Genomic DNA, 25,695 nt, shown 5'->3' on the forward strand with positions numbered 1-25,695 from the left:
TCGAAGCCATGGATAGACGCACTCTCATGAAATCGGCCGCCTCGGGTGCGGTCGGCGCCTGCCTGCTGGGCGGCATGACCGACAACGCGATGAACGCGCGTGCCGCCGCTCCGCCTGCGAAGCCGCACACCGGCGATTTCATCGAAACCGCCGACGGCGTGAAACTCGCCTACACCGATTGGGGAAGCGGCAAACCGGTCGTCTTCATTCACGCCTGGGCGCTGCCGTCGCCGATGTGGGACTACCAGATCGGCGCGCTCTCTCAAGCGGGCCTGCGCTGCATCGCCTATGACCGCCGCGGCCACGGCCGCTCAAGCAAGCCGGGCAGCGGCTACGACTGCGACACGCTCGCCGACGATCTGTCCGCGCTGTTGACGCAGCTCGATCTGCGTGGCGTGACGCTGGTCAGTCATTCCTTCGGCAGCTGCGAGATCGTGCGCTATCTGACCCGGCACGGCGCGGGCCGGATCGAGAAAATCGTCCTCATTGCACCGGCGGCGCTGCCCTTCTTGACGAGGACACCGGACAACCCAAACGGCATCCCGGCCGAAGCGCTGGAGTTCTTCCGCAGCCACGTGCTGCAGGCGGACTTTCCGAAATGGCTGGAGGAGGGCAGGCAGGGCTTCTTTGTCGCCGACACTTCGCCGAGCCTGCAGGAGTGGGTCAAGCAGCTGATGCTGACTACGCCGCTGCCGGTCGCGATCGAAACCAGCCGGCGCATCACCTCGACCGACTTTCGCCAGGAGCTGCCCGGGATCACCGTGCCCACGCTGATCATTCACGGCGACAAGGATGTCTCCGCGCCGATCGATCTGACCGGGCGGCCCACCGCCGCGCTGATCCCGAAGGCCCAGTTCAGGGTCTATGAGGGCGCGCCGCACGGGATCTTTCTGACCCACAAGGACCGCCTCAACGCCGACCTGCTCGGCTTCATCAAGGGGTAGGTTGGAGCAGGGGTCCCGCCCTTGGCGTTGCTCCGGCAGGCGTTAGCTGCGGGCGCCGCGCGGGGCCGCGCCTTGATCTTGCGCAATGTGGCTTTCGCCGCGCAGCCTTAGGCTGCGTGTAGCGTTCGGCTTGCGGCCGAAAGCCTTGTATCTGATGAATTTTTGCCTGTTTCCCGAGGGGGAGTCTGCGATGAAAAAAATCCCGAACCTGTCGATCTCGCCGGAGAAGGTGTTCTTCATCATCGCGAAGTCACGTCAGTCCGAAAGCAGCGCCGCCGGGTTGAATCTGGAATCCGATTCCGACGACGATGACATGCCCGAGAATCACAGCCAGAGCTCCGATCGCTCCGAGCTTTCCGGCTTCATTCGGGGATTGAACGAAGACGAGCAGATCGATCTCGTCGCGCTGATGTGGCTCGGCCGTGGTGACGGCAATCTCGACAACTGGCGCGATCTGCGCGGCGAGGCGTCGCGGGCTCACAACAACCGCACGGCCGCCTATCTGATCGGGACGCCAATGCTTGCCGACTATCTGGAGGAGGCGCTGTCGGCGTTCGGCATGTCGTCGGAGGATTTCGAGGAGCATCTCTGATCCTTCAAGGTCTGCCGCGGTTTCGGCCCGTCGTGGCGCCGCCCGTTGGCGAGATCGTGCAGCGGAACAGGGCCTCGATCGTTCCCAGCATGACGACGATGGCAATAGCCACCAATACCACGCCGTGCGACAAATCCGTCGGCTCGGGCTTACGTTCGATAATGGATGGCGGCGCCGCCTGATCGATATCGATCCAGCGTGCATCATCCGGCGACATGTCCGGCACCGAGTCATCCGGGCTAGGCTGTTCAATGGCCCGCTGAACTCCGTGGATTTGATGACTTCCACGCGTCGGCACCGCGTCCCAGCATTGATCCCGGCCATGCCGGTAGAGGTGAACCGAACCAGAATGCTGACGCGCGTCGGTCCTGCTCACGCAGGGCCGTGAGGCTTCGGATGGTCCCATCAACACCAGACTGACCAGGATCGACGCAGTAATCACCACGACAGGCATCGGGCGCGCTCCGTCTTGATACAGACGTTGCCTCCGCCGAGGTGTGTCTTCCGTAGTCCCAACTAATTGACGATTTGCAAATGATCACGGATTTTAAAGGGCAGCATGCTTGCCCCAATTGACGATACTCAAATCACGCCGGGATTTCCGGCACTATCGCGGCGTCAATGCGGCAGGTTTCCTATTTCGGTCCAAGATTGGCCCCCGACTCAAATCACTCTTGCAGTGAACGGGAAAACTGGGCGCGCGTACGGCTACCTGAATGGGGGGATTGGCGATGGGAAAGGTATCTCCGCTGGACAGCAATCAAGAGCGTGTCGACGGATCGTCACTCGAATGTGACGAAATTACCTATGACGAACACACAGACGACGTTGCGTCGCTGCTTGAAGACAATGCCCGGCTGCGAGAGCTTGTTTTCAAGCTATCGGAGATCATCCTCAGAAACGTCGTTGATGGGGAGTGGCAGCCCATCGCCGACCCGTGACCCAACGGTGCTGCAAGACGATTCATTGAAACGTGGCCGACGCAAACCCTCCTTCTGGCGCTGAATGTTGCGCAGCCGCCGTTGGCCGTCGGGACAACGACGTCGTCGAAATCGCGATTCCGGTCTGATCGGAGCGTGGCTTCTTCGCCACCGTTGGCATGGATTTGGGTTGGCTTTCCGTTTCGATCCGCTTCGCCGGCGCGATGTCGGCGAAAGCGCGGTCAAATTTTGGCAGGCGATAAAACACGATGCCGCGGTCGATGTAGGAAGCTGAAAAGCCGGGATCAAGCTGGACCGCCTGATCCAGATCGGCAATTGCCCCGTTCAGGTTGCCGTTGCGGTAGGCGAAGACTCCCCGTGCGTGAAAAAATTGGGCATCGTTCAGGACGAGGTCGGGAGCCGCGCCGAAATTGAGCGCCGGCAGGCTTTCCAAGTTGGTCGGAATCATGGCGGCGCTTCGCACGATGGCGTCGGCGGCAATGCTTGTACTCTCGCGTTTACTCTCGAGCTTGGCGATGACCGAATTCTGGTCGGTCGGATACAGCGAATCGGTTCGGCTGACGGGCGCGATATCAGGCGATACGCGCACAGCCACGCCAACGTTGTTGGCCGGAACAACCGATGCCGTCGATATCTGCATGAACAGCAAATAGCCGCCGACAGTCATGATGGAGATTCCGGCAAGTGCCATCACGCCGGAGGCAAGACTGTGAATCCTGGCGGCGAGGGGGCGCACGAACGCCCGGCGCTGCTCCGCGCGCGCGAGCGCCAGCAGATGGTCGTAAGCCTCGCGTTGTTCCGGGTCGATGAGGATTTCGTTGGCGCGGACGATCTGCCTGAATTTCAGCGCAGCGTCCGGATCGCCGGGTCTAAGGTCGGGGTGAGCGCCCTTGACGGCTCTGCGAAACGCGGCCCTCAGACCCTCGGCGTCATCGCGCGGAAGAGCGCCAAGCAAATCATAAAGCGTGTCCATTACCGCACTCGCTGCCGGATCCTCGTCTCCGCACGAAATTCCAGCTGCGAATTTGCTGCGGAGTACGCATACAATTGAAAATCACCGCCCCTACAGAGTGTTGATCCAGTACGGCAAAACAATGGCTTTGGAAACGCGCCGGAGCCGTTCTGGATGACGTCCGGGTTTTCGCCGAAGCGTTGTTATCGAGCAGTTATCGAGCCCGAGGGCCTTCGCAACTTGATAGTGCGCTTCCGGGCGAAGGGGCTCTCGCTCTGCGGAGCATTTTCGAGGCCCCAGCCTTACAGCCTTTGAGCCGGATCAGCCAACGGGTCGCGGGACTGCGCTGACGATGATAGGCTCTGTGCTCTCCGCCGCGCCGCCCGTCGAGGGGTGGTTTGCGCTTCCCAGGGCCCCAGATGAAGAATTTACCCGTTCGGTTCGTTTTGCCGGGAAATCGCGTTACCGCCCATGCGCTCAATGTGGGGGATCGGATCAATACGGCGAGCTTCGAAGGCGAAGCGCTCTCGGCGATTCCGCTGGCGCTGCGGGTTGGCAAGGACGGCGTCGCGGTCCTGTTTCGCTATGGCGCGGTGGTATTTGTTGGCATGTCCGCGGAAGGCGAGGCGGCCTTCCTGGAAAGGCTGTCACCGCGCATCGGCGGCAGGTTGACGCCGCCCGAGGAGGAAACCGCGACGTTCGAACTTGAGACCGAGGGCGAGGATCAGGTCGCCGCCGGAGGACCGATCCAGGTTCGCGACCTCTCGCTGGAAAGGCTTCTCATCATTTCCGACGCTCTCGCCAAGAGCGTCGTGCTCGCCCATGACGAACGCGAAGTGGCGAAAGTGTTCGAGATCATCGAACCCTTTGTGCGTGAATTGGCCAGCTCCGGGAAAACCCAGCGAAGCCGGCGGGGCATATTGAAGCTGATCGGGGACGCGCTTTTGGTGCAGCACCATGTATCGGGCCGGGTCGCCATTACGGAAAAGCCCGATGCGCTGTGGGATCGTCCGGATCTGGAGCGGCTCTATGCGCGCCTGGAGGATGAGTATGAACTCAAGGAGCGGGTCGACGCGCTCAACCGCAAGCTAGCCGTGGTCGCGGAAACCGCCAACACGCTGGCCGACATCATCGATACAAGGCGCTCGCTTCGCCTCGAACTCATCGTCGTGCTCTTGATCGCCTTCGAGATACTGATCACCTTCTACCAGATCTATGCCGCGCGCGGAGGGCATTGAGCATGATCGCGATGCCCCGCGGCCGCCACGCGAAATTCCTTGCCGGGAGCGGGGGACCGAAATGAATCGGCGACTGGTTTTCAGCGTGGCGCTGGTGGCGGTTCTGCTGGGCTTTTGGCTGGTCATGTCCAGGCCGACGTGACGGGATGGCTTTGCCGCCGCCCTTGGCGCGCGCTCGGGCTGGACCTGCGTCGCCGACGCCCCATAACGCGGCCGGGCGCCTTTGCGCGCCGCGGCCATGATTGTTTCGCGGCTTGGTCCTGAAAATGCGCCAAGCTCTGACATTTTCGGCCACAATCGGAAGCGACGCTAATCCGATGAGAACGATGGCGGTCATCATGATTCTGGCACTGCTCACGATATCCGGGGCGGTGATCTCGGACCAGATTCTGACCCGCGATGAGCGGGCGGCGCAAACCACGAATTGAAATCGTTTGGGGGACGACAATCATGCTTTCGGTGGATCAATTCCTGAGACTCATCAGCGTGCCGGCGGTCGTTGCGGCCTTCCTGATCGCCTCCCAGGTTTCGGGGGCCGGGATCTTCCACTCCACGCCCACGCAGTTGGCGAGCGAGTGACGTCTTGATAGCCGGCAGTCTGCGGGCCGGCCCGCTGATGCGCTTTGCAAAATCTCCCTTCGCATAAATTCAATCGCGTCGCAGCGATGGTTCTTGTTGCCGGATCGCGACTGCTGGGGCGGGTAGCGACCCCCTTGGGATCGGCCGGCAACGCCGGCAAGCGGGCGCTGTCCGCCGAAGCAACCGGCGATCCGCAGCATGACAATCGTGTGACAAGGGGGTCGTGATGCGGGCCGGTCCGCGCAATCAACCCAAAGCGAGGGCTGGCAGCCCGGTGATTAGATTAGAATTGAGCGGCGCGCGTTTACTCAACTTTAGATGATTGCCAGTAGTTCTACGGGGGTTAGGGCGTCATCACAATCCCCCCCAAAGGAGGCAGGTTTTGCAGCGCATTTTCTCGAAATTCTTGTCGGATCAATCCGGTGCGACCGCGATTGAATACGGTCTGATCGCGGCGGGTATCGCGCTTGCGATCATCGCGGTGGTGAACGGTCTGGGTTCGAACCTCAACGACAAGTTCACGTCGGTCAATACTTCGTTGAAGTAGGCTTCTGCCCCCTTCTCAGGGGTATACTCGAGCGACACATGGCGTGGCCCCGCCGGATCTGATCCGGCGGGGCCTTTCTCTGTCGCAAGTGCCGGACCCGAGGTGGCCGCGAGCCCTTTTTGGCGCTAGCTTTTTGTTTTGACGCGTTTTCTTTACGCGAACCGGGGCCCACCCCCGGATCAAGTCCGAGGGCATGCTTCGCCGGAAAACGCTCTAACCGCCGAAGCCGACCATGACGAATACCGCGAGCATCACCCCGCCGAACACGGCGCAAATGGCCGCGGCGATCAGTGGCGCCAGCGATCCCTGCCGGCTGTCCGGCTCCAGCACCGCGTTGCCCGGCTGCTCCGGATCGTAATAGACCGTGACGGGCTGCCCCTGCCGGTACTGGCTCGCCGCCTTTTCCGCGAGTTCGCGCAGGCCATAGATCGCGGTCGCGCCCCAGTTGGCGGCGGTGCCGACAAAGTCGCGCTTGCCGACCTGATAGGCGTAGCGCAGGTCGACCTGATAGCGATAGATCCTGCGAATGCGGGATTTGTCGTCGTTGTCCTTCTCCTCGATCGCTTCCTCGATCACGTCCGACAGGGTGATGTTGCCGGCCGCCGTCGGCCATCGCGCGCTGGCACTGGCCACCTGCCGCTGACGCACGTATGCGATGACGCCGAAGACGGCGCCGAGCAGGACAAGAACCGGCAAGGGAAAGACAAACAGCGGAACGCCCTTATCGGTATAGAGCACGTGGCCTGCGATCGAATGCGCAACCAGAACGGCCGCGATCAAGCCAAACACGATCGCAAAAGCGATCAGCGCTGCGAGATTTCCCTGATTGCTCGGCTCCAGCAGCGCGTTTTTGGGATCGTTCGGGTCGACATGGACGTCGACGCGGGCGCCGACCGGATATCTTGCCACCGTCCGCAAGGCGAGCACGCGCGTCGTGAGCGGCGCCCCACCGACGCCGATCTGGTCGCCCTCGATGTCCTGGCCGCCGACGCGATAGCGATAATGGATGATGGGGGTGGCGTCGTTGAGATCGTCCGATACGTGGCTGGGAGGCTGATCTACTTTTGATACGGTGATGACGCCCTCAACCGCGTCCCAGTTGCCGGCGGCCTGCATCCGGCTTCGCATGCGAAACATGTTGAACAGGAGGCCGGCGAAAATCAGCGTGCAAACGGCGGCGGCAATCTGGGTCCAGAGCAATTGGTGGGCATCCAGCATGGGCTTTCCTCAAAAGGGCTCTTGAAAATGACACGAAGTATTCGGCCTGCTCGTCATTCCGGGTTCGATGCGGAGCTTGTCATCGGGCCGCGCTTCGCGCGGGCCCGTTGGCATCGCGCCGGAATGACGGATTGCAATTATTCGCCGAACTCACTGGTGCGGCACAACCGCATACGGCGTGGTGTAGGGTTCGACCCGCAGCGATGAATTCGCGATCAGCCCGATCTTCGCGGTCGGCGCCTGCTGCAATTCGCCGTTGGGGCCGCGATGCACATTGTATTGCCACACCGCCATGTCGCCCCTCTGCGCCAGCGCATGCGCCACCGCGCTCGCATCCGTACCGCCGAGCCCCTTGAGCTCGTCGGGGGAAAGCCCGATGACGATTTCGTCCTTGACGGTGATGACCTTGAACAGCTCCGTCTTGGTCTCCTCCGCAAACGCGCCTTGCGGAGGCGCAACGGTGAGCGCCAGAGCGCCGCTTTTGACAAGATCGCGCCGAGATAACATGCACCGCCTCTTTCTGTCCGGATGACATGCCGTGGCGTTGACGTGCAGCCGCCGGCACGGTCGATCTCGGGCATCGCCTCGATCGCACCGGCATTGGTCGCGGCAGGCCGCGTTTAAGTTCACATGCCCCTGGGGCGGGCGCCGCATGGCGGGCGCCACGAGTTTTTCAGGCTGTCCGCGCCGATGTTTGGGCCTAACGTTGCTCTTGCGCGGGGGTCGGCGGTGGCTCCGGATGGGTCGCCTCATAGGCCAGCCACAACTCGAGCGCGGCCAGGAATGCCACGGCCGCGCCGTCGCCGGGAATTGGGAACAGACTTTAGGCGAATGAACCTGATCGGCGGTTGCGCCGTCATAAGGAGGGAGCCGCCCCGGGGGACCGCCATGAAATACGCGCTTGCGATTTGCTGCTTGATTTGCGTTGGCGTCGCCGCCGTTGCTCCGGCCAAAGCCGCCGACGCGTTCTACATCGGGACCTGGAAGCTCGCCGGCGCGGTGGTGGCGCCATGGGCCGATCCCGGGCAAAAGCCCGATGGCGCCGAGCCGGCGCGGCTGATCGGCAAGACCGTCGTCCTGCGGCCCAGGGAAATCGCCGGGCCGCGTCCGTTCGCCTGCGCGGCTCCGCACTACAAGGTCAGCGTTTTCACCGCCGACATGGCTTTCCAGGGCGCCTTTGAAGAAATGCGATCGAACAACAAGTCGGTCGATCCGGACAAGCTCGCCGCCTCGCTCGGCCTTACCGGGAAAAGCATCAAGACGCTGGAAACCGGCTGCGAGATCGACTTTCATTTCATCGACGATTCGACCGCGGAAATCGGCCTCAACGACCGCGTCTATACGCTGAAGAAGCAGTAGCGGCCCGCGCCTCGCCCGGTAGCTCTTCTGTTGCGCCTTGTGGAGCGGCCGATCGCGAGCATGAACCGATGGCCTCTTGGCCGCGACCAACTGTGAGGAAGGGTGCAGATGGCCAATTTTTTGCAGTGGATGGGTTTTGCCTTCGGTCTCGGCGTGATTGTGCTCGGCCTGTCAGCCTTCTTTCGCGGCTTTTCGCTGCCGCCGAATTCCCCCGAGCATCGCGCGAATGGCAAGGACGAGACCTGGCGCCTCTGATCCCCGGCGCGCGTTCAGTCGCAGGTCAGAACGATCTTCCCTTCCACCGTGCCTGTGGCCAGCAGTTCGAGTGCCTGCTTCGCTTCAGCAATCGGAAATGTCGCGGCGATGACCGGCTGGATTTGCCGGCGCGCGACCAGCGTGAAGATCTTCGGCAGGTCTTCGAGAAAGGGCTGCTTGTCCTTTCGGTACCACAATGAGATGCCGTAGAACGTGCCGCGGCGCCCGCGCAGGCGGCTACCTGCAAAGACATCGAAGAACGTGCGCGCCTGCGCAAGCCTGCCATCGACCGCCATGAAGCCGTAGCCGACGACCGTGCCGCCACGCCGTACCGCGCGAACGCATTTGAGGATATTCGCACCACCAATCGCATCGAAGGCGACATCGACGCCATCAGGCTCGCGCGCGCGGATGAGACGGTCGATGGGGCCGGCCCGATAGTCGATCGGCGTTGCCCCGAGTTGGGCAACTATCCCGTGCTTTCTCACTGAGGCGGCGCCGTAGGTTTTGACGCCGACTAGCCGCAGGAGCTGCAGGATCGCCGTTCCGACGCCGCCGCCCGCGCCGGTGATGAGCGCGCTCTCGCCGGCTTGCACCTTCGCCGCACGGTGGATCATTTGCCACGCGCTGACGTAGTTCAGGATGACGGCTGCGGCTTCCACGTCGGAGACCTCATCGGGGATCGGCACGAAATGCTCCGCGCCGCGAACCAGCCGTTCGGCAAAGCCGCCATGGACCGTCAGCGCGGCAACGCGCTGTCCAACATGAAAACCCGTCACGCCATCGCCGAGCGCCTCGACGATGCCTGCGATCTCGTAACCGCCGACAAAGGGGATTTTGGGGGCGAAGGCGTAGCTTCCCGCCAGCATCGTCAGGTCCGTCGCGCCGACGCCGCAGGCGCGGACGCGGACCCGCAATTCGCCCGCACCGGGCTCGGCCACCGGCAAGGCCACGGGCTGCAGCACCTCGGGCCCGCCCGGCTTCGTAATCATCATCGCGCGATAGGTTGTCGTCATGGCGCATCTCCTTCAGGCGTGTCGATGCGGTGGAGTATGGCGACTGCCTTGATAAAGGAAATTGCGCGAACTCGTATCCATGATATACATTTTTGTATGATGCAGGGCGAACCCGGCTGGGAGCTGTACCGTACGTTTCTGGAAGTCGTTCGCGACGGCAGCCTGTCGGGCGCGGCAAGAAAGCTTTCATTGACGCAGCCGACCGTCGGGCGTCACGTCGATGCGCTTGAGGCTTCGCTCGGACTGTCACTGTTCTCCCGTTCGCCGCAGGGGTTGAAGCCAACGCCTGCCGCGCTTGAACTGGTGAGCTACGCCGAGACCATGGCGGCCGCCTCGGCCGCGCTGCGCCGGACCGCCTCCGGCGGCGCCAAGGCCGATCGCGGCACGGTTCGCGTTACGGCCAGCGAGATGATCGGATGCGAGGTGCTGCCGCCACTGCTGGCGAGCTTTCGCGACAGCCATCCCGGCATCACGCTGGAGTTGGCGCTCAATAACCGCAACGAAGACCTGTTGCGGCGGGATGCGGACATCGCCGTCCGCATGGTCCGTCCCCGGCAGAAGTCGCTCGTCGCCCGCCGCGTCGGCAAGAGCGCGATCGGATTTTATGCGCATCGAAATTACGCGGAAAAATACGGCCTTCCGAAACAGATCGCGGACTTCGAGAAACACTGCCTGATCGGCTTTGACCGGGACGATCTGGCGCTTCGCAGCCTTGGCAAGCTGCCGGGGCTGGTGACGCGGGACAATTTCGGTTTCCGCTGCGACAGTGATCTGGCCCAGTTCTCGGCCCTGAAGGCAGGCGTCGGGATCGGTGGTTGCCAGCACAACATCGCCCGGCGCTTTCCGGAACTGGTGCCGGTACTTGCAAAGGCGATCCGCTTTGAACTGGAAGTATGGGTCGCGATGCACGAGGATATGCGATCCACAGGCCGTGTCCGGCTGTTGTTCGATCACCTCGCGGCGGGACTTTCGGCCTTTGTCCGGGGCGTTGGCGCCGGTGGCTGATCAGCTTTAAAGCGGCGAAACACAACAGCCGCGCGCTTGCTCCGCGTCGGCTAATTCCTCGCCAATCCCTGCTGCTGAGCCGAGCTAGAACTGGCTGCGATCTGCGACGGGAGTTTTTGCCGCTGGCTCCAGGCTGGCAATTCTGCGCTCGGCTTCAACTGCCAATCGCACTTCCTTGGCACTCGAGAGCGCCCTGCGAATATTTCTGTCTTCCGAACTGCTGTCGAACGTGATCAGCCGATTGCAGTTCGTACAGTTGGTTTGAAGCCCGTCGCGGACCCGATGCGCGCGCTCGCGAAACACCTGCGAGCATTTCGTGCACTTGATTCTGACTTTTTCGTCGATCATGAAACACCCCTGAATGCAGCCAATCTGCGTTCCAAGGCTTAACGTTGCGTTTGCGGGCAGGCTAAAACTCTAACGAGTCGAGGCGGCAACGCCGGTGAAAGCCGGTATCGCGGTTGCCGTTGCGGCAAGCCGCACCTTCCACGGGCATCGCGCGTCTGCCGTCCTTCCCGCGCGAAACCGTGCCTCGCCGTGCCGTCGCCGTCATTCGGCCCGACCTATTTCAGATGACGGTAGCGAATTCTTAAGGATGAAACCGCTCCGCCCGGCGTTACCGGATCGAACAACCCTTTTGACACCGTTCGACCGATATGTTTTTGCCGCCGATATGGTCGCCCTCCATCGGGGCCACACCTCGATGGCTTCCGGACCGGCATCAGGATTGCACGATGCGCGCTCACGATTGCCCGGTGATCGAAACCCCCGACTTGCTGCTCGCTGTGCTTGAGCGGGCGAACGACGGCGTCGTGATCGTCGATGGCGATCTTCACGTCAGCCATTTCAATGCAGCAGCCGAACGGCTCTGGCAGCTCGATCGCGCCGAAGTGCTCGGCCATCATGTCAGCCGCCTGGGACTGACGGACATCGAACTAAAGGACTTGGCACTGCATCATGTGGCGACCGCGGCCTCGGGTCAGCTGAACGGCAGCGACGCCACGCCGCGATCTGGCCCCGAGATCAGGATCCAGCGCAAGGATGGCAGCCGGATCCGTGCCGCGCTGTCGCTTTCGCGCGTCGAGGCCGGCGGTCAAGGCCGTACCGTCGCCTTCGTTCGGGACATCACCGCCGAGGTTGGATTACGCGAAAGACTGGCGTTGCTCTCGTTGATCGCCGACAGGACCAGCCGCGCAGTGGTCGTCACCGATCACAACTTGAAGGTCGTCTATACCAACGCTGCGTTCTCGGGAATGTTCGGGTATTCGATCGAGGAAGCACAGGGCCGCCAGGCGAACGAGCTCCTGGTGGGCCGGCATACCGACCGCAGGACGCTGGCGAGGTTGCGACGCGTGATCGGCCAGGAAAGCGGCGGCGAAGAGGAAATCCTCAGCTACGACAAAAACGGCGACGAAGTCTGGATCTCGGCCAATGTCACCACGTTCCGCAACGATCGCGGACGGGTCAAGTACATGTGCGCGCTGCTGACCGATATCACCGAGACCCGGCAATTGCGGTCGCTGCAGCAGCTGATCATGACCGCGCTGGCCGATGAAATCCCGCTTACGGATATCGCCGACCAGCTTTGCCGGCGCGTCGAGCAAATCGCGCCAGACGTCGTTTCGTCGCTGCTCCACATCGACGCCAACGGATTGGTCCATCCGCTGGGCGGCCCCAGTCTTCCCGACGACTATTCCCGGGCGCTGGAGGGCATCGCGATTGGCCCCGATACGGGGTCCTGCGGATCAGCGGCATTTTACGGCAAGCCGGTGCTGGCGATGGATATCGACACCGATCCGCGCTGGCAGCCGTTCAAGGCCCGGCCGCTCGAGGTTGGCTTGCGGGCGTGCTGGTCCACGCCGATCAAGGCCAAGGACGGCCGCGTGATCGGAACCTTCGCCTTCTATTTCAGGGAATGCCGTGCGCCGAGCCGCTGGCATCAGGCCATTGTCGACGCCTGCGTGCATCTCGGGGCGCTGGCGATCGAGCGCAATGACGCACGAGCCCAGATCGCGCGGCTCGCCTATCATGATATGCTGACCGGCCTGCCGAACCGCGCGCAGTTGCGTGGTCTGATCTCCCAGGCGATCGAAGCCTGTTCCGAGGGAAAACACGTTGCGCTGGCGTTTCTGGATGTCGATAACTTCAAGGACGTCAACGATACGCTCGGACACTCGGCCGGCGACGAATTGCTCATCCAGTTTGCCCAGTGCCTGCGCGCGCAGCTTCAGCCGGGTGACTTGCTGGGGCGTCTGGGCGGCGACGAATTCGTGATTGTGCTGCCGAACCGCGATGCTGCCGAAGCCTCGATGGTCGCCTCGCGGATTACCGATGCTCTGATCATGCCGCTGCGGATCGGAACCAGACAGGTGCCGATGTCTGCCAGCATCGGCATCAGTGTCTATCCGGACAACGCGACCGACATCGATACCCTGATACAGCAGGCCGATGCGGCGATGTACAAGGCCAAGCGGGCGGGCCGTTCCACGTACCGCTTCTTCAGCGCCGACATGAACAGGCTCGCCGAGCAACGGCTGGTCCTGAGCGCGGCGTTGCGCAGCGCGATCGCAAGTGACGCCCTGAAATTGCATTATCAGCCGCAGATCCGGACGGTCGACGGCGCCATCCATGGCGTCGAGGCGCTGGCGCGTTGGCATGATCCCGTGCTCGGCGAGGTCTCGCCTGCGAAGTTCATCCCGCTGGCCGAAGAGTGCGGCCTGATCGAGCAGATCGGCCTGTGGTCGATACGCGAGGCCTGCCGGCAGATGGCGGAGTGGCGCCAGTCCGGGCTCGACATACCCTGTGTCTCCGTCAACCTGTCTCCCATCAACTTCCAGAACGTGAACCTGGCAGCGGCGGTCGCCGAGATCCTGGCGGACCATGGGCTGCCGCCGGAAGTACTCATGCTCGAGATTACCGAAGGCGTGATTATGAACGAGCGCTCGGTCGCGATCGAGACGATGCATGCCGTTCGCAAGCTGGGGGTGGGGCTGTCGCTGGATGATTTTGGAACGGGTTATTCGAGCCTCAGCCGGTTGACGCAACTGCCGATTCGCGAGCTGAAGATCGACCGCGGCTTCATGCGCGATATCGAGAGCAACGCCAGCGCGCGGGCGATCGTTACCACCGTGGTTCGCGTCGGCCAGAGCCTGCAACTCATCGTCGTCGCCGAGGGCGTCGAAACCGAGTTGCAGCGAAATCTGCTCGCCGAACTCGGATGCGATGTGCTGCAGGGATTCCTCTACGCCCCCGCGCTGTCACCCCCAGCCTTCGGGCGCTGGCTGCTTGAGCATAGCGCCAGCCGAGCGAGCGTGATGCTCAGGCGCATCGGTCGATCGCTGTCGCAGCCGCCGGCCGAGTCTTCGCCCAGCGCCTCCTCAGCCGAGCGGCTGGGATAGGGTGCTCCACCGCTCCGGCTGCCGGCCATCCACGTCTTTTATTCCGCAAGCGACGCCAAGACGTGGATGCCCTGCATCGCAGACAAGTTTAGGCCGTCTGCGCACGCTCGACTGGCCGGGCTTGACGGAAAGCAGGATGTTATTTCTGAACCTGGTCAGGCCGGCGAGGCGAGGGGCTTGCCCTTCTCCACGATATAGGTGCTCACGATATGGCTCTTCTTGTCGCCATTCTTGCCGCCCGCATGCGGCGTGTTGGCCGGAATCACGACGGCGTCGCCCGGTTTAAAGGACTTGGTCGGCTGTCCCTCGATCGGCAGGTCAAATCCACCTTCGAGCATGTACGCAGATTCGATGCCCGGATGGGTATGCCGCCCGATGGTGACGCCGGGTTCGATTTCAATATCGACAATGAGCGTGACATATCCCGGAGTCGGGCCGTCGGTCTGTGACAGAATCTTGCGCGCGACCCCCGGCGTTGCCGCGGGCGGTGTCTGCGCCGACGCGTCGGTCGCAGCGAATCCAGTGATGGAGCAGAGCGCGCAGGACGCAATGCCGGCAAAGCCTCGGCGTGTCAGCATGGAAACCTCCCTGTGATGCCCGGATCGCTGCCGGGCTTGGAGACCGGCATCGCCTCGCGCCGGTTTCGGCGCAAAACTGCCTGACCAGGCTGTGCTTGGCAAGCGGCGGCGTGGCGCCGTGCGCCGCGCCGGATGTCCAATCTGTAACCGGTCTCGATCGAACGCACGAGCCGCGACCCACCCATCCCAGTGGCAATGGAGGGTTGGCAACGCGGGATGGTCCTTGTGACCGTTACCCGATCCTGCGGAAGGACATGCTCAAGCTCGGTTTTTCCGGGAACACCGGCTCGCGGTGAATCTGGGTGCCTGACTCGTCGACGACAACAACCGCAAGGGCGGGATCCTTGGGTCGGGGATCATCGCGAAGCTCGCTTGCGAGATTCTTGCTGTGTTCGATCGCCGCCGAGACGGTGGGAAATTCCAGTCCCCCCTTGTCCCTGACGGGAACGCCATCCTTGATGTCGAAATAATAGGTCCGCATGGCAATCCTCTGAATACACCTGGCAGATAGGGCGACAGACGCTCCCCAGCAGGGGAGCCCGAGGAGCATCCGTGACCCGACGTGCAGAGAAAACGTCCAGAGAAGCTGGCTCCGAATTTCTTCAGCCGCGCTGCTCCCTCACGTATGCACAGAGAAGCACACGCCGCAGGCCGCGCCTTGATCCTGGTCAATGCTTGCCGTGACCCCGGCGATTGTCCGCCGCGGCGTCGATCGCGCTGTCGCCACCCGGCGGTAACGTGCTAGGCTCGGTAAAATAACCGGTGAGGGCGTCATGGGCTTCATTTCTTTTCCCGTACTGCTGATCATCATTTATGCCCTGATTTCGCTTCGGGTGCTCAAGCAGTATGAGCGCGGCGTGGTGTTTCTGCTCGGCCGGTTTGCCGGCGTGCGCGGCCCCGGCCTGACCTTGATCTTCATGCCGTTCCAGACCATGACGCGGGTGTCCTTGCGCACCGTCACCATGCAGATCCCATCGCAAAAGATCATCACCAAGGACAACGTCTCGATCGATATCGCGGCGGTCGCCTATTACCACATCACCGATCCGGAAAAGGCCGTGATCGCCATCGAGAACGTCTACAACGCGATCAACCAGATCAGCCAGACCACGGTGCGCAACGTGGTGGGTCGCTTCAGCCTCGATCAGCTGTTGTCCGATACCGCCAGCATCAACGATCAGATCAAGAACGTCATCGACCTCCACACCGAACCCTGGGGCACCCAGGTCACGGCGGTGGAGATCAAGGACATCACGCTGCCGGACAACATGCAGCGAGCGATGGCCAAGGAAGCCGAGGCCGAGCGTGAACGCCGCGCCAAGATCGTCGCCGCCGAAGGCGAATACCAGGCCGCGGTGAAGCTCGGCCAGGCGGCCGACATCATCACCCAGCATCCGGTGGCGCTGCAGCTTCGCACCCTGCAGACGATGGCCGAAATCTCGGTGGAAAAAAACTCCACCATCATCTTCCCCGCCCAGTTCATGACGACGGTGCAGGAAGCGATCGCGCTGCTTTCAAAGGACTCGGCGTCGAAGTAGCCTCGTCCACGATTGGCCCGGCGCCGTTGCCTGGGTTTGCGGCCACTTTCCGGCGAAGGGCACCAGTAGAAGTCCGATCAGCGCCACGGCCGCGAGCAGCGCCCAGGCTTCGTTGACGGAAAGCGCGAACGCCGCCTTCTCGACCATCGGGCGGACATAGGCCTCGACGGCGGCGTCCGATACATCGGGCGGCCGGTGCAGGAACAGCTTCAGATCAAGCCCGATCGCCTGCGCCGCGGTGACGTCGCCGGCAATCAGCCGGTCGCGCAAGGCCTCGCCATGCCCAATGGTGCGCCCATAGAGGATGGTATCGATCAACGCGATGCCGATCGCCCCGCCAAGGTTGCGCATCAGGTTGAACAGGCCCGAGGCGTCGGGCACCTGCGCTGCCGTCAGCGTGCCCAGCGCCAGCCGTGTCGGAGGCAGCAGGCAGAACATGATCGCGATGCCGCGCAGGACCTGGGGCCAGAACATCTCGTCGAAATCGGCGACCCGGCTTTGCCACGCGCTCAAGCCGAGGCCGAGCGCGAACAGCGCGAAGCCCGCCGCGGACAGCATGCGCGCATCAAGCCTGCTTTCCAGGTGACCCGCGACCGGCGCGGTGACGAGTTGCGCGACGCCGGTGACGAGCATGATGGTGCCGATCTCGAAGGCGTCGTGATGCCGGACATAGGCGAGGAAGACCGGCATCAGATAGACCGAGCCGAATAATCCAACCCCGAGGCAGAAACTCAAGCCGCAACCGACCGCAAAGGAGCGCGCCCGCAAGGTCGAAAGCTCCACCACCGGATGCCGTGCTCCAAGCGTCCTGAATGCGAAGAGGGTTGCGGTCACCGTACTCACCGCGAACAGGCCGAGGCAGAGCGGCGAAAGCCAGCCATCCTGCGGGGCCTGTTTCAGGCCGATCTCGAGCGAGGCCAGCGAAATCGCCATCAGCACGAGCGAAGTGCGGTCGAGCGTGGCGAGATCGGTGAAATTGGGTTTCTCCGCCGGCAGCAAAAACGGCGTGGCGGCCGCCGCGATCAGCCCGGGGGCGACATTGATCAGGAACAGCCAGTGCCAGGACCAGGTCTCGGTGATCCAGCCGCCGACCACCGGGCCGACCGTCGGCGCCAGCACCGCCATGATGCCGGCTATCGTGGTGGCGATCGGGTGCAGGCGGACCGGAAACAGCAGGAACACCGCGGAAAACACCGCCGGGATCAGCGTGCCGCCGGCAAAGCCCTGAAGCACGCGGAAACCGACCAGGGTCGGAAAATCGAAGCTCGACGCGCAGCCGATCGAGGCCAGGGTAAACAGGCTGATCGAACCGACAAACAGCCAGCGCAAGCTCAGCACGCGCGTCAGCCAGCCCGTCAATGGAATGGCGATGATTTCCGCGATCAGATAGGCGGTCTGAATCCAGCTCATCGCATCGCGCGAGATTTCGAGCGCCTGCTGGATCGCGGGCAGCGAGGCCGCGACCACCTGGATGTCGAGGATCGCCATGAACATGCCGAGGCACATCAGGAGGAAGCCGAGCCACGTCGCGGCATTGGCTTCGCCCGGCGCGGCGATCCCTTCGCTTGCGGCAATCCCCTCACTCATGGAGCGGACCGCGCCGTCATTGCGGCGGAGGCATCGAGGGCGCGGTTTTCGGCGCGGATGCGGATGGCGAGAACCGCTGAATTGAGCACCGTGAAGATCACGGCGGCGAGCGGCAGGCCGAACACAAGCGGAAGCACGGCGATTTCGCCGGCAACCACGGCATAGTTGGGATGGGCGAGAAATCGATACGGTCCCGCCGACACCAGGTTCTCGCCCGGCAGCACAATGATCCGCGTGGTCCACCGCGGCCCCAGCGTTCGCATCACCCAGATCCGCAAGCCCTGCAGCATAAGATAGATCAGCAACGCTGCGACATTGACCGGCCGGTCGTGCCCGAACACCCACAGCGAGATCAGCCAGCCGGCATGGACGGCGACCATCAATGGATAGTGCCGCGGGGCGACCTCGACGGCGCCGCGGGCCATCAGCCGGCGCGTGTTGTAATGTGAGAGAACAAGTTCTCCGGCGCGCTGCAGCGTGACCAGCGCGAGGATGAATTCGGCCGCCGTCACGCGGCGTGCCGCAGACTGACGCAGCTTGCGCTGAAGCCGGGGCCGAGTGCTGTCAACAGCGAGCGTGCCGGCAACCCCTTCGCGCGGGCCCGTTCGAGGATGAAAAGCACCGTCGGCGACGACATATTGCCGTAGTCGGCGATTACCTGCCGTTCGTGCTCCAGCGTTCCCTGATCGAGCGCCAGCGCGGTCTCGATCGCGTTGATCACCCTGGCGCCGCCGGGGTGGCAGATGAATTGGTCGATATCCGCCAGCGAGAGCTGCATGCGGGCCAGGATCTGCGTCAAGACCGGTTTGAGTTGCGCAGTGACGAATTCGGGAATGGTGCGGCGAAGGATGACGCCGAACCCTTGCGGATCGACGCTCCAGCCCATCACGTCGAGCGTATCGGGCCAAAGGTGCTCGCCGGCATGCTCGATCTTTGTCGCGCCGCCGTCGCCCGCGCGCAGCACGATCGCGGCGGCGCCGTCGCCGAACAGGCTGACGGCAATGATGTTGGCCTTGGTGAGTTCGTCGAGGCGAAGCGCGAGCGAGCAGAGTTCGATCGTCACCAGCAGCACATTGGTACCAGGCCGCGCCTGGGCGAGGCGCGAGGCGATCGACAGGCCCGAGGTCCCGCCGGCGCAGCCGAGGCCGAACACCGGCACGCGCGACACGTCGGATCGAAAACCCATCCGGCGATGGACGCGGGCATCCAGGCTCGGCGTTGCGATCCCGGTGGAGCAAACGGTGACGACGGTGTCGACGTCGGCAGCGTCAAGGCCCGCGCCGGCCAGCGCCTTGCCGGCGACGTCGATGAACAGCGCTTCGGCTCCCTCGAGAAACGCTTCGGTGCGCTCCGGCCAGCCTCGCGGCTCGAGATACCACTCGAACGGTTTCACGCCGTGACGCTTGACGATTCCGGTGTTGGTGAAAATGCTTGCGAACCTGTCGTAATCGGGAAAGCGGCTGCCGAACACGTCCCACGCCGCGGCCTGAACATCCTTCTGCAAGAAAACGTGCGGAGGTACCGATGTCGCGAGCGAGAGCAGGGCAGCCGTTGGCATTACGAGATCCTTCGTGTCGATTTCCCTCATGATGGGAACATCGACAGGAAGTCTTTATTTCGGCGCTTGCGAAATTCTTCGCCGGAACGGGTCACTAAAGCGTGAAACCCGCGCACCAGGCGATCACGCTGCGTAGTCGCGGCGTCCCTGTTCTGTTCGCTGCAACGATGTTTCCTGCAGACTCCGAAGACCGCGGCGGACGCCTCGTCAGGCGCTCACGACCGGATTGCGCAGGATACCGATTCCCTCGATTTCGATTTCGCAGACGTCGCCTGGCCGCAGGAAGATGGGCGGCTTGCGGGGGTAGCCGACGCCTGCCGGCGTGCCGGTGATGATGACGTCGCCGGGCTCGAGCGTCATGACTTCGGAAATCAGTGCGATGGTGCGCGCGACCGGAAAGATCATGTTGCCCGTGTTGCCGTCCTGCAGGGTCTGGCCGTTCAAACGGCAGACGATTCGCAGTCCCGCGGCGCCGGCGGGCAGTTCGTCCGCCGTGACGATGTCGGGGCCGAACGGCCCGGTGCCGTCAAAATTCTTGCCCATGGTCCATTGCGTCGATTTGCGCTGATAGTCGCGCAGCGAGCCGTCGTTGAAACAGGCGTATCCGAAGACATGGGACAGCGCGTCGGCTTCACTGACATTGCGCGCCGGCTTGCCGATCACGATCGCAAGTTCGGCCTCGTAGTCGAACTTGTCCGAGCACAGCGGCCGCACCAGCGGCTGGCCATGTGCCACCAGCGAACTTTTGGTGCGGAGGAAAACCGCGGGGTAATCCGGAATCGGATTGCCGCCTTCCTTGGCGTGGTCGACGTAGTTCAGGCCGATGCAAACGATCTTGCCCGGCTCGGGCACGGGCAATCCCAGGGTGATGTCGGCGAGGGGATGCGATCGCCCTTCCGTCAACCGGCGGCCTGCCGCAACCGCCGCAATGACGGCCTGCGCTGAACCCAGATCGGAATCGGCGATTTCCACGATGCTGTCGCCACGACGCAGCGCCGGGCACCAGCGGCCTTCCCTTAGAAACGAAACCAGACGCATAGCCATCTCCGATGCTTGACCATGGCGTCCTTAATCGATATTTTTTTCCAAATCAACATTTTGTCGACAAAATGGAAGATGCTCGCAATGATCGACCAGCATGGCGCGCGAAATCTTCTCACCGGCGAAGCGTCCGGTAAAACGCTGGCGACCCATGCCGTCAGCGCTCTGCGTCAATGGATCCTCGACGGCGCGCTTGCGCCCGGCAGCCGGCTGCGGATCGAGGAATTGCGCGCACGCTTTGGAATGGGCGCGTCGCCGCTGCGCGAGGCGCTGAGCCAGCTTGCGGCGGAAGGTCTGGTGCAACGGCTGGATCAGCGCGGATTTCGCGTCGCGACCGCGGACGCGGCCGAACTCAACGATCTGATCGAGACCCGATGCCTGATCGAAGGCAGCGCCTTGCGGGCGTCGATCGAGGCCGGCGATGATGCCTGGGAAGAGCGCATCATCATCGCGCACCGCCGGCTCTCGCGCGTGCCACGGTCGCTCGGCGCGGAGGCGTTCATTCCCAATCCGGAATGGGACAAGCTGCACCTGGCCTTGCACATGGCATTGATCGGCGCGTGTCGGGCAACCACCGTGCTTGAGATCTGCGAAACCCTGCACCACCGTGCAACACGTTTTCGAAATTTGTCCAACGCGGTGGCGTGGCGGCAGCGTGAAGTCGGACACGAGCACGACGCGCTGGTGGCGGCTGTGGTTGAGCGCCGGGCAAACGAGGCGGTTGATCTGCTGTTGAATCATTATCGGAAGACCGGCGCGCTGGTCGGCGAGGCACTCGCCGTGAGCTATCGTGGATCAAGCCCGGCCGCAGAAATTCAAGGCGCGTGAGACGCCATCGGGAGAACGCCGTGTTCGACAGAAAGTCCGCTTTTGCTTCGCGCCGCGATATCCTGCGTGCGTCCGGCTGTGTGATCGGCGCCGCAGTGACTGCACGGCTTGGCATCGGGCGCGCCGAGGCGGCGGGCTATCCGGAGCGGCCGATCAAGATCATCGTTCCGTTCGCGCCCGCCGGCCCCACCGACATCATGGCGCGAATCCTCGGCCAGAATCTCGGGCTCGCGCTGCCCGGCAATGTCATCGTCGAGAACCGCTCGGGCGCCGGCGGCAATATCGGGATCGGATACGTCGCTCATGCCGAGCCGGACGGCTATACGCTGCTGGTCAGCTCGAGCGCCTACGTGGTCAACCCGAGCCTTTATGCCAAGGTGCCCTATGATCCCTTCAAGGATTTCGCGCCGATCGCCGAACTCGGCACCTCGCCGAATGCGATCCTGGTCGATCCCAAGCTCGGCATCGACTCGATCGCCGATCTGATCGCGCGGGGCAAGGCGAAGCCCGACGAACTCAATTATGCGAGCCCCGGCGCCGGCACCACGCCGCACCTTTCCGCCGAACTTCTCAAGATCGTAGGCGCCTTCGAGATGACGCATGTGCCGTTTTCCGGCGCCGGCCCGGCCATCCAGGCGCTGCTCGGCGGCATCACGCAAGTAGCCGTCGTTGCCCTGCCGCCGGCGCTTTCCTATATCGAATCCGGCGCGATCAAGGCGCTGGCCGTTACCGGCGCGCATCGCTGGATCGATCTGCCCCACGTGCCGACCATGGTCGATCTCGGCTACAAGGATTTCATCGCGGAAACGTTTCAGGCTTTTCTGGCGCCGGCCAAAACCGCGCCTGATATCGTCGAGCGGCTGTCGGCCAAATCGCTCGAAATCCTGAAGACGCCGGCGATCAAGGATCAGCTGCGCATCAACGGCTTCGAGGTCATCGCCAATGGGCGCGAGGGCCTGCGAAATCGCATCGAAGTCGAAGTGCCGAAATGGCGCGACGTCATCGCCAAGGCCGGCATCAAGCCGGTCTGATTGAAATTGAACGCCCGATCGCCACGCGATCGCCAGCTCGAGCTGCGCCGATCCGGTCGCGGTGGCTCCCAACAATGGCGCTGCGTGTCTGATTGTGCAGGGATCGACGGGCGGCGGCGGCAGGCGGCCGTCTCACGTCAGGCGGCACAGAGGCAACGATGCGCGCCAATTTCCGCCCATCTGCCGCGGCAAGTGCAGAATCCGCATGGCGGAACCATCGCCGTGCCCGGCAGTTTGCCTTGCCGGTGGAGTTGTTCCTTGGCATACTTTCAACTTGGCGGGCCCACCTGCCGGTTAAAGGCGCGAGATGAAAAATCGCACATATGTTGCCGAACTGAGCGAGAAGCTCGGATATCCGACGAGCGAAACGATCGAAGGCCTGCGGCTGTTGAAGGCTTTCATCAAGCTTTCGCCGCTGCAACGGTCTGAAGTTATCGATCTGGTCGAACGGCTCGTCACCGACCCCGCGCCTGCGCCCGGCGGCATGAACGGGCGGCACGATACGCGCTGAGCGCAATGGTTCGGACAACGGTTCTTGAGATAACAAGTCTTGGGGCAATAGGCTGAAATGAAGGAGGTCGCCAGGGGAGCGGCCTCTTTCTGTTTTCGATCATGATCCGATTCGATTGTATCGGTTCATGACCATGTCTTTGGCTGAACATGATCTCGGGCAAACGCTTCGCGGCTGTTCCGAGTGAAAACCAACTACCACCTTGCGCTAACGCGGCTTCGGATCCGGATCATGCTCCAGGATACTATCGTTCCCACCACCACCAGTCGGCATGGGCCCTGCGCCAGTCCGCATGGCGCTGCTGGTTCTGGCCGATCAGAATACCAAAACGCACGCAGGCCCTGCGGTCGCCTTTTTCGCAAAGCTGATGGAAGCCGATCATTTCCGCCTCCACCGCGTTCTGGGCATGCGCTGGTGTTGCGACAATCGCTGCGCTAGCCGAAACGCCGGCTGCGATCACCGCGGCAGTCATCAATGGCCTAAAGATCATTGGTTCTCCTGTTCAAATGCCGCCCCCAAACGAAAAACTAAGGCGCGTAATCTGAACGCAAACTGAACTCGCGGGAGCGGCCGGCCGCGCGGGTTCGTCGTCAGGAGCCGGGCTGCGGCGTCGACTTCCGCAAGGTCTGGGATGGCAATTCGTCGCGCGAAAGCAACCGCCTCAAGCTGGAGGTCGACAAGTTCCTCGCTACCGTTCGGGCGGCCTAGCGCCGCCCGGCCGGTTGCCGGCGAATTCGCCATCGCGTCGGAAGTGTGGTAACCACGGGCCAAATAGGAGGATTGCGCCGATGGAGGAGCCGAAACTGGAAGTCCCGGCTGAACTGCGCGACTTGGCGGAGAAAACCATCGATCAGGCGGAAAGGGCGTTCGGGATGTTCTTCGACGCCGCCAACAAATCGGTGGCATCGATTCCGAGCCCCGGCACGCAGATTTCCAAGCAGGCATTGTCGTTCACCGAGCAGAACATGAAGGCGGCCTTCGAGCACGCGCGCAAACTGGTCCACGCCACCGATCTTCAGCAGGCCATGCAGATTCAGTCGGAGTTCCTGAAGAGCCAGTTCACCAATGCCGGCGAGCATATGCGACAGATCACGGGCGACGTCATGTCTGCCGCCAAGGACGCAACCAAGCCCAAATCCTGAAGCGCGCGCGGCCCGCAGCGGCGATGCATGCATGAGCAATCCACTGCCCACAATATAGTCTTGCGTGGACTCGCGCCGTGGACTTCAATTTCATTTGCAGGTCCTTGACGGGCCACCGGGACTAGCCGCCCGCCGTCTGTCAACCTTTCTGCTGATCCCTGTCGGCCAACACCGGCGGGGATTTGCATTTGTGGACTTTGCAAATTTTGGCCCTGCAAATGTGGGCTATGTAAAATCCGGACCGTGTAGCTGTCGACGCCACCACACGCCGACGCGGGACCAGCGTGCAGGCGCCGATCCGCCCGCGCGCTAGATGGCCTTGAGAAAACTCTCATCCGACGCGCACGCGCCGCACCGGTAGGTCAGGAGATTGAAGCAGCTGTCTTGCGGCTCGATCAGGACCAGCCTCATATGCTCGCCACATTTCATGCACGGCATCTCGATGGTGGTTTGAAAGCGCGTGCAGGTCGGTGTCGGTCGGGGAATGTTCAGCATGCTGTCCTCGGATCCCGTGCAAGACCAAACGCCACGCTACGCCGTTGACCAAAGCCTGACGGCATTGTGTCCGATTCCCGACATAATAGGAATCCGGTTCCCGACGGGAAAATCGCTCAAAAACTAGGCATTGGGGACGGAACCGGCCGGTCCAGACCGACCGGAGCCGGATCGCATCCGGGCCGATTGCCTCGGCGCCGCGGTCCAGCTCGCACCGGCAGCGGCCGGCATTGCGGGCCGGCGCGCGCGCGTTATTTGCGGAGCGCGCCGATATAGGCGGCGAGATCGGCCGCCTCGCTCCGGCTCAGATGAAAATCGGGCATCTTCGGGTGCGGCTCGAGCAGGAAGAAGGCGACCTTTTCCGCGGTAAAATCCGATTTGCGCGCGATGGCGGCGAATGGCGGAACGTCGGCGCTTGCCCGCTTCTGGTCGCTGTCAACCAGGTGACAGCTGGCGCACCAGCGTTTGGCGAGCACCGCGCCGTGATCCGCGTCGGCTGCGACCGCCGGGGGAATGCTGAGTGCCCCGCTCAACGCGGCGGTGGCAAATACCAGAACCTGAAGATGTGTGAAACCCGCGCGCATCCGATGTTCTCCTCCGACAGGCCGACGGCCCATGCGAGGGCTCTGCATACTGCGTCAATCTGTTAAAAACAATGCGCCGTAACGCGCCGGCGCCGTTGATCCTGATCAAGGCGGCCCATCATCGTCGCAGGCGCCATCGTTTCAGCCGCGGCGTCATTCCGCTCCGTATCATCCGCAGCACGATCCCGGGAAATCCGTGACATCAATCCGCGCGAGCAGACGCTTGAAAAAGTTCAGCGTGCGGCCGAAGCCGTGGCGAGCGGTGGGGGATATTCCGGATCGTGCCTGCGATGGTGTCTGTGCTTCAATGGGAGCCAGACCCGGCAAAGCCGCTCGAAGAGGGATGACGGTGCCTTTCGACTGGCGCGGGGGCCTCGCCACTCGCGGCGACGGCAAGTGCGGCGCCAAGTCAATGACGTCATTTTTCGCCGTTGACGACATCTCGTTTTTCATTGTCACCCAACATCTTGCCGGTGGTCTTGTTGATGAGATGGATCCGGGTACAGGCCGGGCAGGTCACCGATTCATAACTGTCTGCATGGTCAGTCGGTGCCTTTTCAGGCATCTCGATCTGAACATTCATGCCGGTCCGCGCGCAGCGAAAAATCAGTCTGGCCATTTTTAATGTTGATGCCGTCGTGCACGCTCGCGCGTTGATTTGCCTCAAGTCGCCCGACTTCTTTTGCAGCCGGCCGCGTCGCGGAGCCAGCCGGCCAGCGCTGATCAGGACGCAGGGATGCAGAGGATGGAACTCGAGT

General features: G+C 62.8%; 31 protein-coding genes and 1 pseudogene. 15 read left to right on the forward strand and 17 right to left on the reverse strand.

What is annotated here, in order from left to right; translation table 11 throughout:
• The first annotated feature begins 8 nt into the window (after positions 1–8).
• Entirely contained in the window at positions 9–944 is a 936-nt protein-coding gene (locus tag E8A46_RS15370; RefSeq protein ID WP_291562144.1) for an alpha/beta hydrolase, read from the forward strand.
• Positions 945–1,134: 190 nt separating this feature from the next.
• Positions 1,135–1,536 (forward strand): DUF3775 domain-containing protein, encoded by a 402-nt coding sequence (locus E8A46_RS15375; protein ID WP_291562147.1) that lies wholly within the window; start codon positions 1,135–1,137, stop codon positions 1,534–1,536.
• Between the two features lie 4 nt (positions 1,537–1,540).
• Here E8A46_RS15375 and E8A46_RS15380 read toward each other — a convergent pair whose 3' ends face one another.
• Positions 1,541–1,990 (reverse strand): hypothetical protein, encoded by a 450-nt coding sequence (locus E8A46_RS15380; RefSeq protein ID WP_291562150.1) that lies wholly within the window; start codon positions 1,988–1,990, stop codon positions 1,541–1,543.
• A gap of 277 nt (positions 1,991–2,267) precedes the next feature.
• Between E8A46_RS15380 and E8A46_RS15385 the strand changes: the two genes are divergently transcribed.
• Positions 2,268–2,477, forward strand: a complete 210-nt coding sequence (locus E8A46_RS15385; protein ID WP_291562153.1) for a hypothetical protein — start codon at positions 2,268–2,270, stop codon at positions 2,475–2,477.
• A 22-nt stretch (positions 2,478–2,499) separates the two neighbouring features.
• Here the strand turns inward: E8A46_RS15385 and E8A46_RS15390 are convergent, their stop codons facing one another.
• Together E8A46_RS15390 and E8A46_RS30460 are read right to left on the reverse strand one after the other, a co-directional pair.
• A complete protein-coding gene (locus E8A46_RS15390) occupies positions 2,500–3,126 on the reverse strand; it encodes a hypothetical protein (protein ID WP_291562156.1) in 627 nt (208 codons plus the stop codon).
• A 189-nt stretch (positions 3,127–3,315) separates the two neighbouring features.
• Positions 3,316–3,450, reverse strand: a pseudogene (locus E8A46_RS30460) (hypothetical protein); the annotation flags it as partial.
• Between the two features lie 398 nt (positions 3,451–3,848).
• Between E8A46_RS30460 and E8A46_RS15400 the strand changes: the two are divergent.
• The 3 genes from E8A46_RS15400 (at position 3,849) to E8A46_RS15410 (ending at position 5,793) form a co-directional block, all read left to right on the forward strand.
• Positions 3,849–4,667, forward strand: a complete 819-nt coding sequence (locus E8A46_RS15400) for an RMD1 family protein (RefSeq protein ID WP_291562161.1) — start codon at positions 3,849–3,851, stop codon at positions 4,665–4,667.
• Positions 4,668–5,117: 450 nt separating this feature from the next.
• Positions 5,118–5,246 (forward strand): hypothetical protein, encoded by a 129-nt coding sequence (locus tag E8A46_RS15405; protein WP_291562164.1) that lies wholly within the window; start codon positions 5,118–5,120, stop codon positions 5,244–5,246.
• A 382-nt stretch (positions 5,247–5,628) separates the two neighbouring features.
• On the forward strand, positions 5,629–5,793 hold the full coding sequence (locus tag E8A46_RS15410) for a Flp family type IVb pilin (protein WP_291562167.1): 165 nt from the start codon (positions 5,629–5,631) through the stop codon (positions 5,791–5,793).
• 213 nt (positions 5,794–6,006) lie between these two features.
• On the opposite strand, the gene E8A46_RS15415 is transcribed toward E8A46_RS15410, so the two are convergent.
• Together E8A46_RS15415 and E8A46_RS15420 are read right to left on the reverse strand one after the other, a co-directional pair.
• Positions 6,007–7,011 carry a DUF3592 domain-containing protein gene (locus E8A46_RS15415; RefSeq protein WP_291562169.1) on the reverse strand — a complete coding sequence of 335 codons (1,005 nt, stop codon included), beginning with the start codon at positions 7,009–7,011 and terminating at the stop codon, positions 6,007–6,009.
• A gap of 150 nt (positions 7,012–7,161) precedes the next feature.
• The gene (locus tag E8A46_RS15420) at positions 7,162–7,518 is read right to left on the reverse strand and encodes a hypothetical protein (RefSeq protein ID WP_291562171.1); all 357 of its coding nucleotides are present in this window, start codon (positions 7,516–7,518) and stop codon (positions 7,162–7,164) included.
• A gap of 381 nt (positions 7,519–7,899) precedes the next feature.
• On the opposite strand from E8A46_RS15420, the gene E8A46_RS15425 reads away from it, so the two are divergent.
• Both E8A46_RS15425 and E8A46_RS15430 read left to right on the forward strand, forming a co-directional pair.
• Positions 7,900–8,370: a hypothetical protein gene (locus E8A46_RS15425; protein WP_291562175.1), complete on the forward strand. Its 471-nt coding sequence runs from the start codon at positions 7,900–7,902 to the stop codon at positions 8,368–8,370.
• Positions 8,371–8,478: 108 nt separating this feature from the next.
• Complete coding sequence (locus E8A46_RS15430) at positions 8,479–8,625, forward strand: hypothetical protein (RefSeq protein WP_291562178.1); 147 nt, start codon at positions 8,479–8,481, stop codon at positions 8,623–8,625.
• 14 nt (positions 8,626–8,639) lie between these two features.
• On the opposite strand, the gene E8A46_RS15435 is transcribed toward E8A46_RS15430, so the two are convergent.
• Positions 8,640–9,641, reverse strand: a complete 1,002-nt coding sequence (locus E8A46_RS15435; RefSeq protein ID WP_291562179.1) for a zinc-binding dehydrogenase — start codon at positions 9,639–9,641, stop codon at positions 8,640–8,642.
• A 96-nt stretch (positions 9,642–9,737) separates the two neighbouring features.
• Between E8A46_RS15435 and E8A46_RS15440 the strand changes: the two genes are divergently transcribed.
• The gene (locus tag E8A46_RS15440) at positions 9,738–10,646 is read left to right on the forward strand and encodes a LysR family transcriptional regulator (protein WP_291562181.1); all 909 of its coding nucleotides are present in this window, start codon (positions 9,738–9,740) and stop codon (positions 10,644–10,646) included.
• An 84-nt stretch (positions 10,647–10,730) separates the two neighbouring features.
• Here the strand turns inward: E8A46_RS15440 and E8A46_RS15445 are convergent, their stop codons facing one another.
• On the reverse strand, positions 10,731–10,994 hold the full coding sequence (locus tag E8A46_RS15445) for a hypothetical protein (protein ID WP_291562183.1): 264 nt from the start codon (positions 10,992–10,994) through the stop codon (positions 10,731–10,733).
• A 386-nt stretch (positions 10,995–11,380) separates the two neighbouring features.
• On the opposite strand from E8A46_RS15445, the gene E8A46_RS15450 reads away from it, so the two are divergent.
• On the forward strand, positions 11,381–14,044 hold the full coding sequence (locus E8A46_RS15450; protein ID WP_291562185.1) for an EAL domain-containing protein: 2,664 nt from the start codon (positions 11,381–11,383) through the stop codon (positions 14,042–14,044).
• A 155-nt stretch (positions 14,045–14,199) separates the two neighbouring features.
• On the opposite strand, the gene E8A46_RS15455 is transcribed toward E8A46_RS15450, so the two are convergent.
• Positions 14,200–14,622: a cupin domain-containing protein gene (locus E8A46_RS15455; protein WP_291562187.1), complete on the reverse strand. Its 423-nt coding sequence runs from the start codon at positions 14,620–14,622 to the stop codon at positions 14,200–14,202.
• Positions 14,623–14,854: 232 nt separating this feature from the next.
• Positions 14,855–15,103 (reverse strand): hypothetical protein, encoded by a 249-nt coding sequence (locus E8A46_RS15460; RefSeq protein ID WP_291562190.1) that lies wholly within the window; start codon positions 15,101–15,103, stop codon positions 14,855–14,857.
• A gap of 292 nt (positions 15,104–15,395) precedes the next feature.
• Between E8A46_RS15460 and E8A46_RS15465 the strand changes: the two genes are divergently transcribed.
• Complete coding sequence (locus tag E8A46_RS15465; RefSeq protein ID WP_291562192.1) at positions 15,396–16,160, forward strand: SPFH domain-containing protein; 765 nt, start codon at positions 15,396–15,398, stop codon at positions 16,158–16,160.
• Here the strand turns inward: E8A46_RS15465 and E8A46_RS15470 are convergent.
• From E8A46_RS15470 to E8A46_RS15485, 4 genes are all read right to left on the reverse strand, one after another.
• Positions 16,137–17,747 (reverse strand): DHA2 family efflux MFS transporter permease subunit, encoded by a 1,611-nt coding sequence (locus E8A46_RS15470; RefSeq protein WP_291562195.1) that lies wholly within the window; start codon positions 17,745–17,747, stop codon positions 16,137–16,139. The two genes, E8A46_RS15465 and E8A46_RS15470, sit on opposite strands and share 24 nt — an antisense overlap.
• Complete coding sequence (locus E8A46_RS15475; protein ID WP_291562198.1) at positions 17,744–18,259, reverse strand: isoprenylcysteine carboxylmethyltransferase family protein; 516 nt, start codon at positions 18,257–18,259, stop codon at positions 17,744–17,746. The genes E8A46_RS15470 and E8A46_RS15475 overlap by 4 nt, the downstream gene beginning before the upstream one ends.
• The gene (locus E8A46_RS15480) at positions 18,256–19,305 is read right to left on the reverse strand and encodes a type III polyketide synthase (protein ID WP_291562201.1); all 1,050 of its coding nucleotides are present in this window, start codon (positions 19,303–19,305) and stop codon (positions 18,256–18,258) included. Before E8A46_RS15480 ends, E8A46_RS15475 begins: the two co-directional genes overlap by 4 nt.
• A gap of 207 nt (positions 19,306–19,512) precedes the next feature.
• Positions 19,513–20,343 carry a fumarylacetoacetate hydrolase family protein gene (locus E8A46_RS15485; RefSeq protein ID WP_291562204.1) on the reverse strand — a complete coding sequence of 277 codons (831 nt, stop codon included), beginning with the start codon at positions 20,341–20,343 and terminating at the stop codon, positions 19,513–19,515.
• 87 nt (positions 20,344–20,430) lie between these two features.
• Between E8A46_RS15485 and E8A46_RS15490 the strand changes: the two genes are divergently transcribed.
• From E8A46_RS15490 to E8A46_RS15500, 3 genes are all read left to right on the forward strand, one after another.
• A complete protein-coding gene (locus tag E8A46_RS15490) occupies positions 20,431–21,174 on the forward strand; it encodes a GntR family transcriptional regulator (RefSeq protein WP_291562207.1) in 744 nt (247 codons plus the stop codon).
• 20 nt (positions 21,175–21,194) lie between these two features.
• Positions 21,195–22,205 carry a tripartite tricarboxylate transporter substrate binding protein gene (locus E8A46_RS15495; protein WP_291562209.1) on the forward strand — a complete coding sequence of 337 codons (1,011 nt, stop codon included), beginning with the start codon at positions 21,195–21,197 and terminating at the stop codon, positions 22,203–22,205.
• Between the two features lie 307 nt (positions 22,206–22,512).
• On the forward strand, positions 22,513–22,716 hold the full coding sequence (locus E8A46_RS15500; protein WP_291562212.1) for a hypothetical protein: 204 nt from the start codon (positions 22,513–22,515) through the stop codon (positions 22,714–22,716).
• 244 nt (positions 22,717–22,960) lie between these two features.
• Here E8A46_RS15500 and E8A46_RS15505 read toward each other — a convergent pair whose 3' ends face one another.
• Positions 22,961–23,206 carry a hypothetical protein gene (locus E8A46_RS15505; RefSeq protein WP_291562214.1) on the reverse strand — a complete coding sequence of 82 codons (246 nt, stop codon included), beginning with the start codon at positions 23,204–23,206 and terminating at the stop codon, positions 22,961–22,963.
• Positions 23,207–23,504: 298 nt separating this feature from the next.
• Between E8A46_RS15505 and E8A46_RS15510 the strand changes: the two genes are divergently transcribed.
• Entirely contained in the window at positions 23,505–23,858 is a 354-nt protein-coding gene (locus E8A46_RS15510) for a phasin (RefSeq protein WP_291562216.1), read from the forward strand.
• Positions 23,859–24,167: 309 nt separating this feature from the next.
• Here E8A46_RS15510 and E8A46_RS15515 read toward each other — a convergent pair whose 3' ends face one another.
• The 3 genes from E8A46_RS15515 to E8A46_RS15525 form a co-directional block, all read right to left on the reverse strand.
• Positions 24,168–24,353, reverse strand: a complete 186-nt coding sequence (locus E8A46_RS15515) for a hypothetical protein (protein ID WP_291562220.1) — start codon at positions 24,351–24,353, stop codon at positions 24,168–24,170.
• A 251-nt stretch (positions 24,354–24,604) separates the two neighbouring features.
• Entirely contained in the window at positions 24,605–24,937 is a 333-nt protein-coding gene (locus E8A46_RS15520) for a c-type cytochrome (RefSeq protein ID WP_291562224.1), read from the reverse strand.
• A 418-nt stretch (positions 24,938–25,355) separates the two neighbouring features.
• On the reverse strand, positions 25,356–25,556 hold the full coding sequence (locus E8A46_RS15525; RefSeq protein ID WP_291562227.1) for a hypothetical protein: 201 nt from the start codon (positions 25,554–25,556) through the stop codon (positions 25,356–25,358).
• Between the last annotated feature and the right edge of the window lie 139 nt (positions 25,557–25,695).

This window comes from Bradyrhizobium sp. (assembly GCF_004799445.1).
Classification (GTDB): domain Bacteria; phylum Pseudomonadota; class Alphaproteobacteria; order Rhizobiales; family Xanthobacteraceae; genus Bradyrhizobium.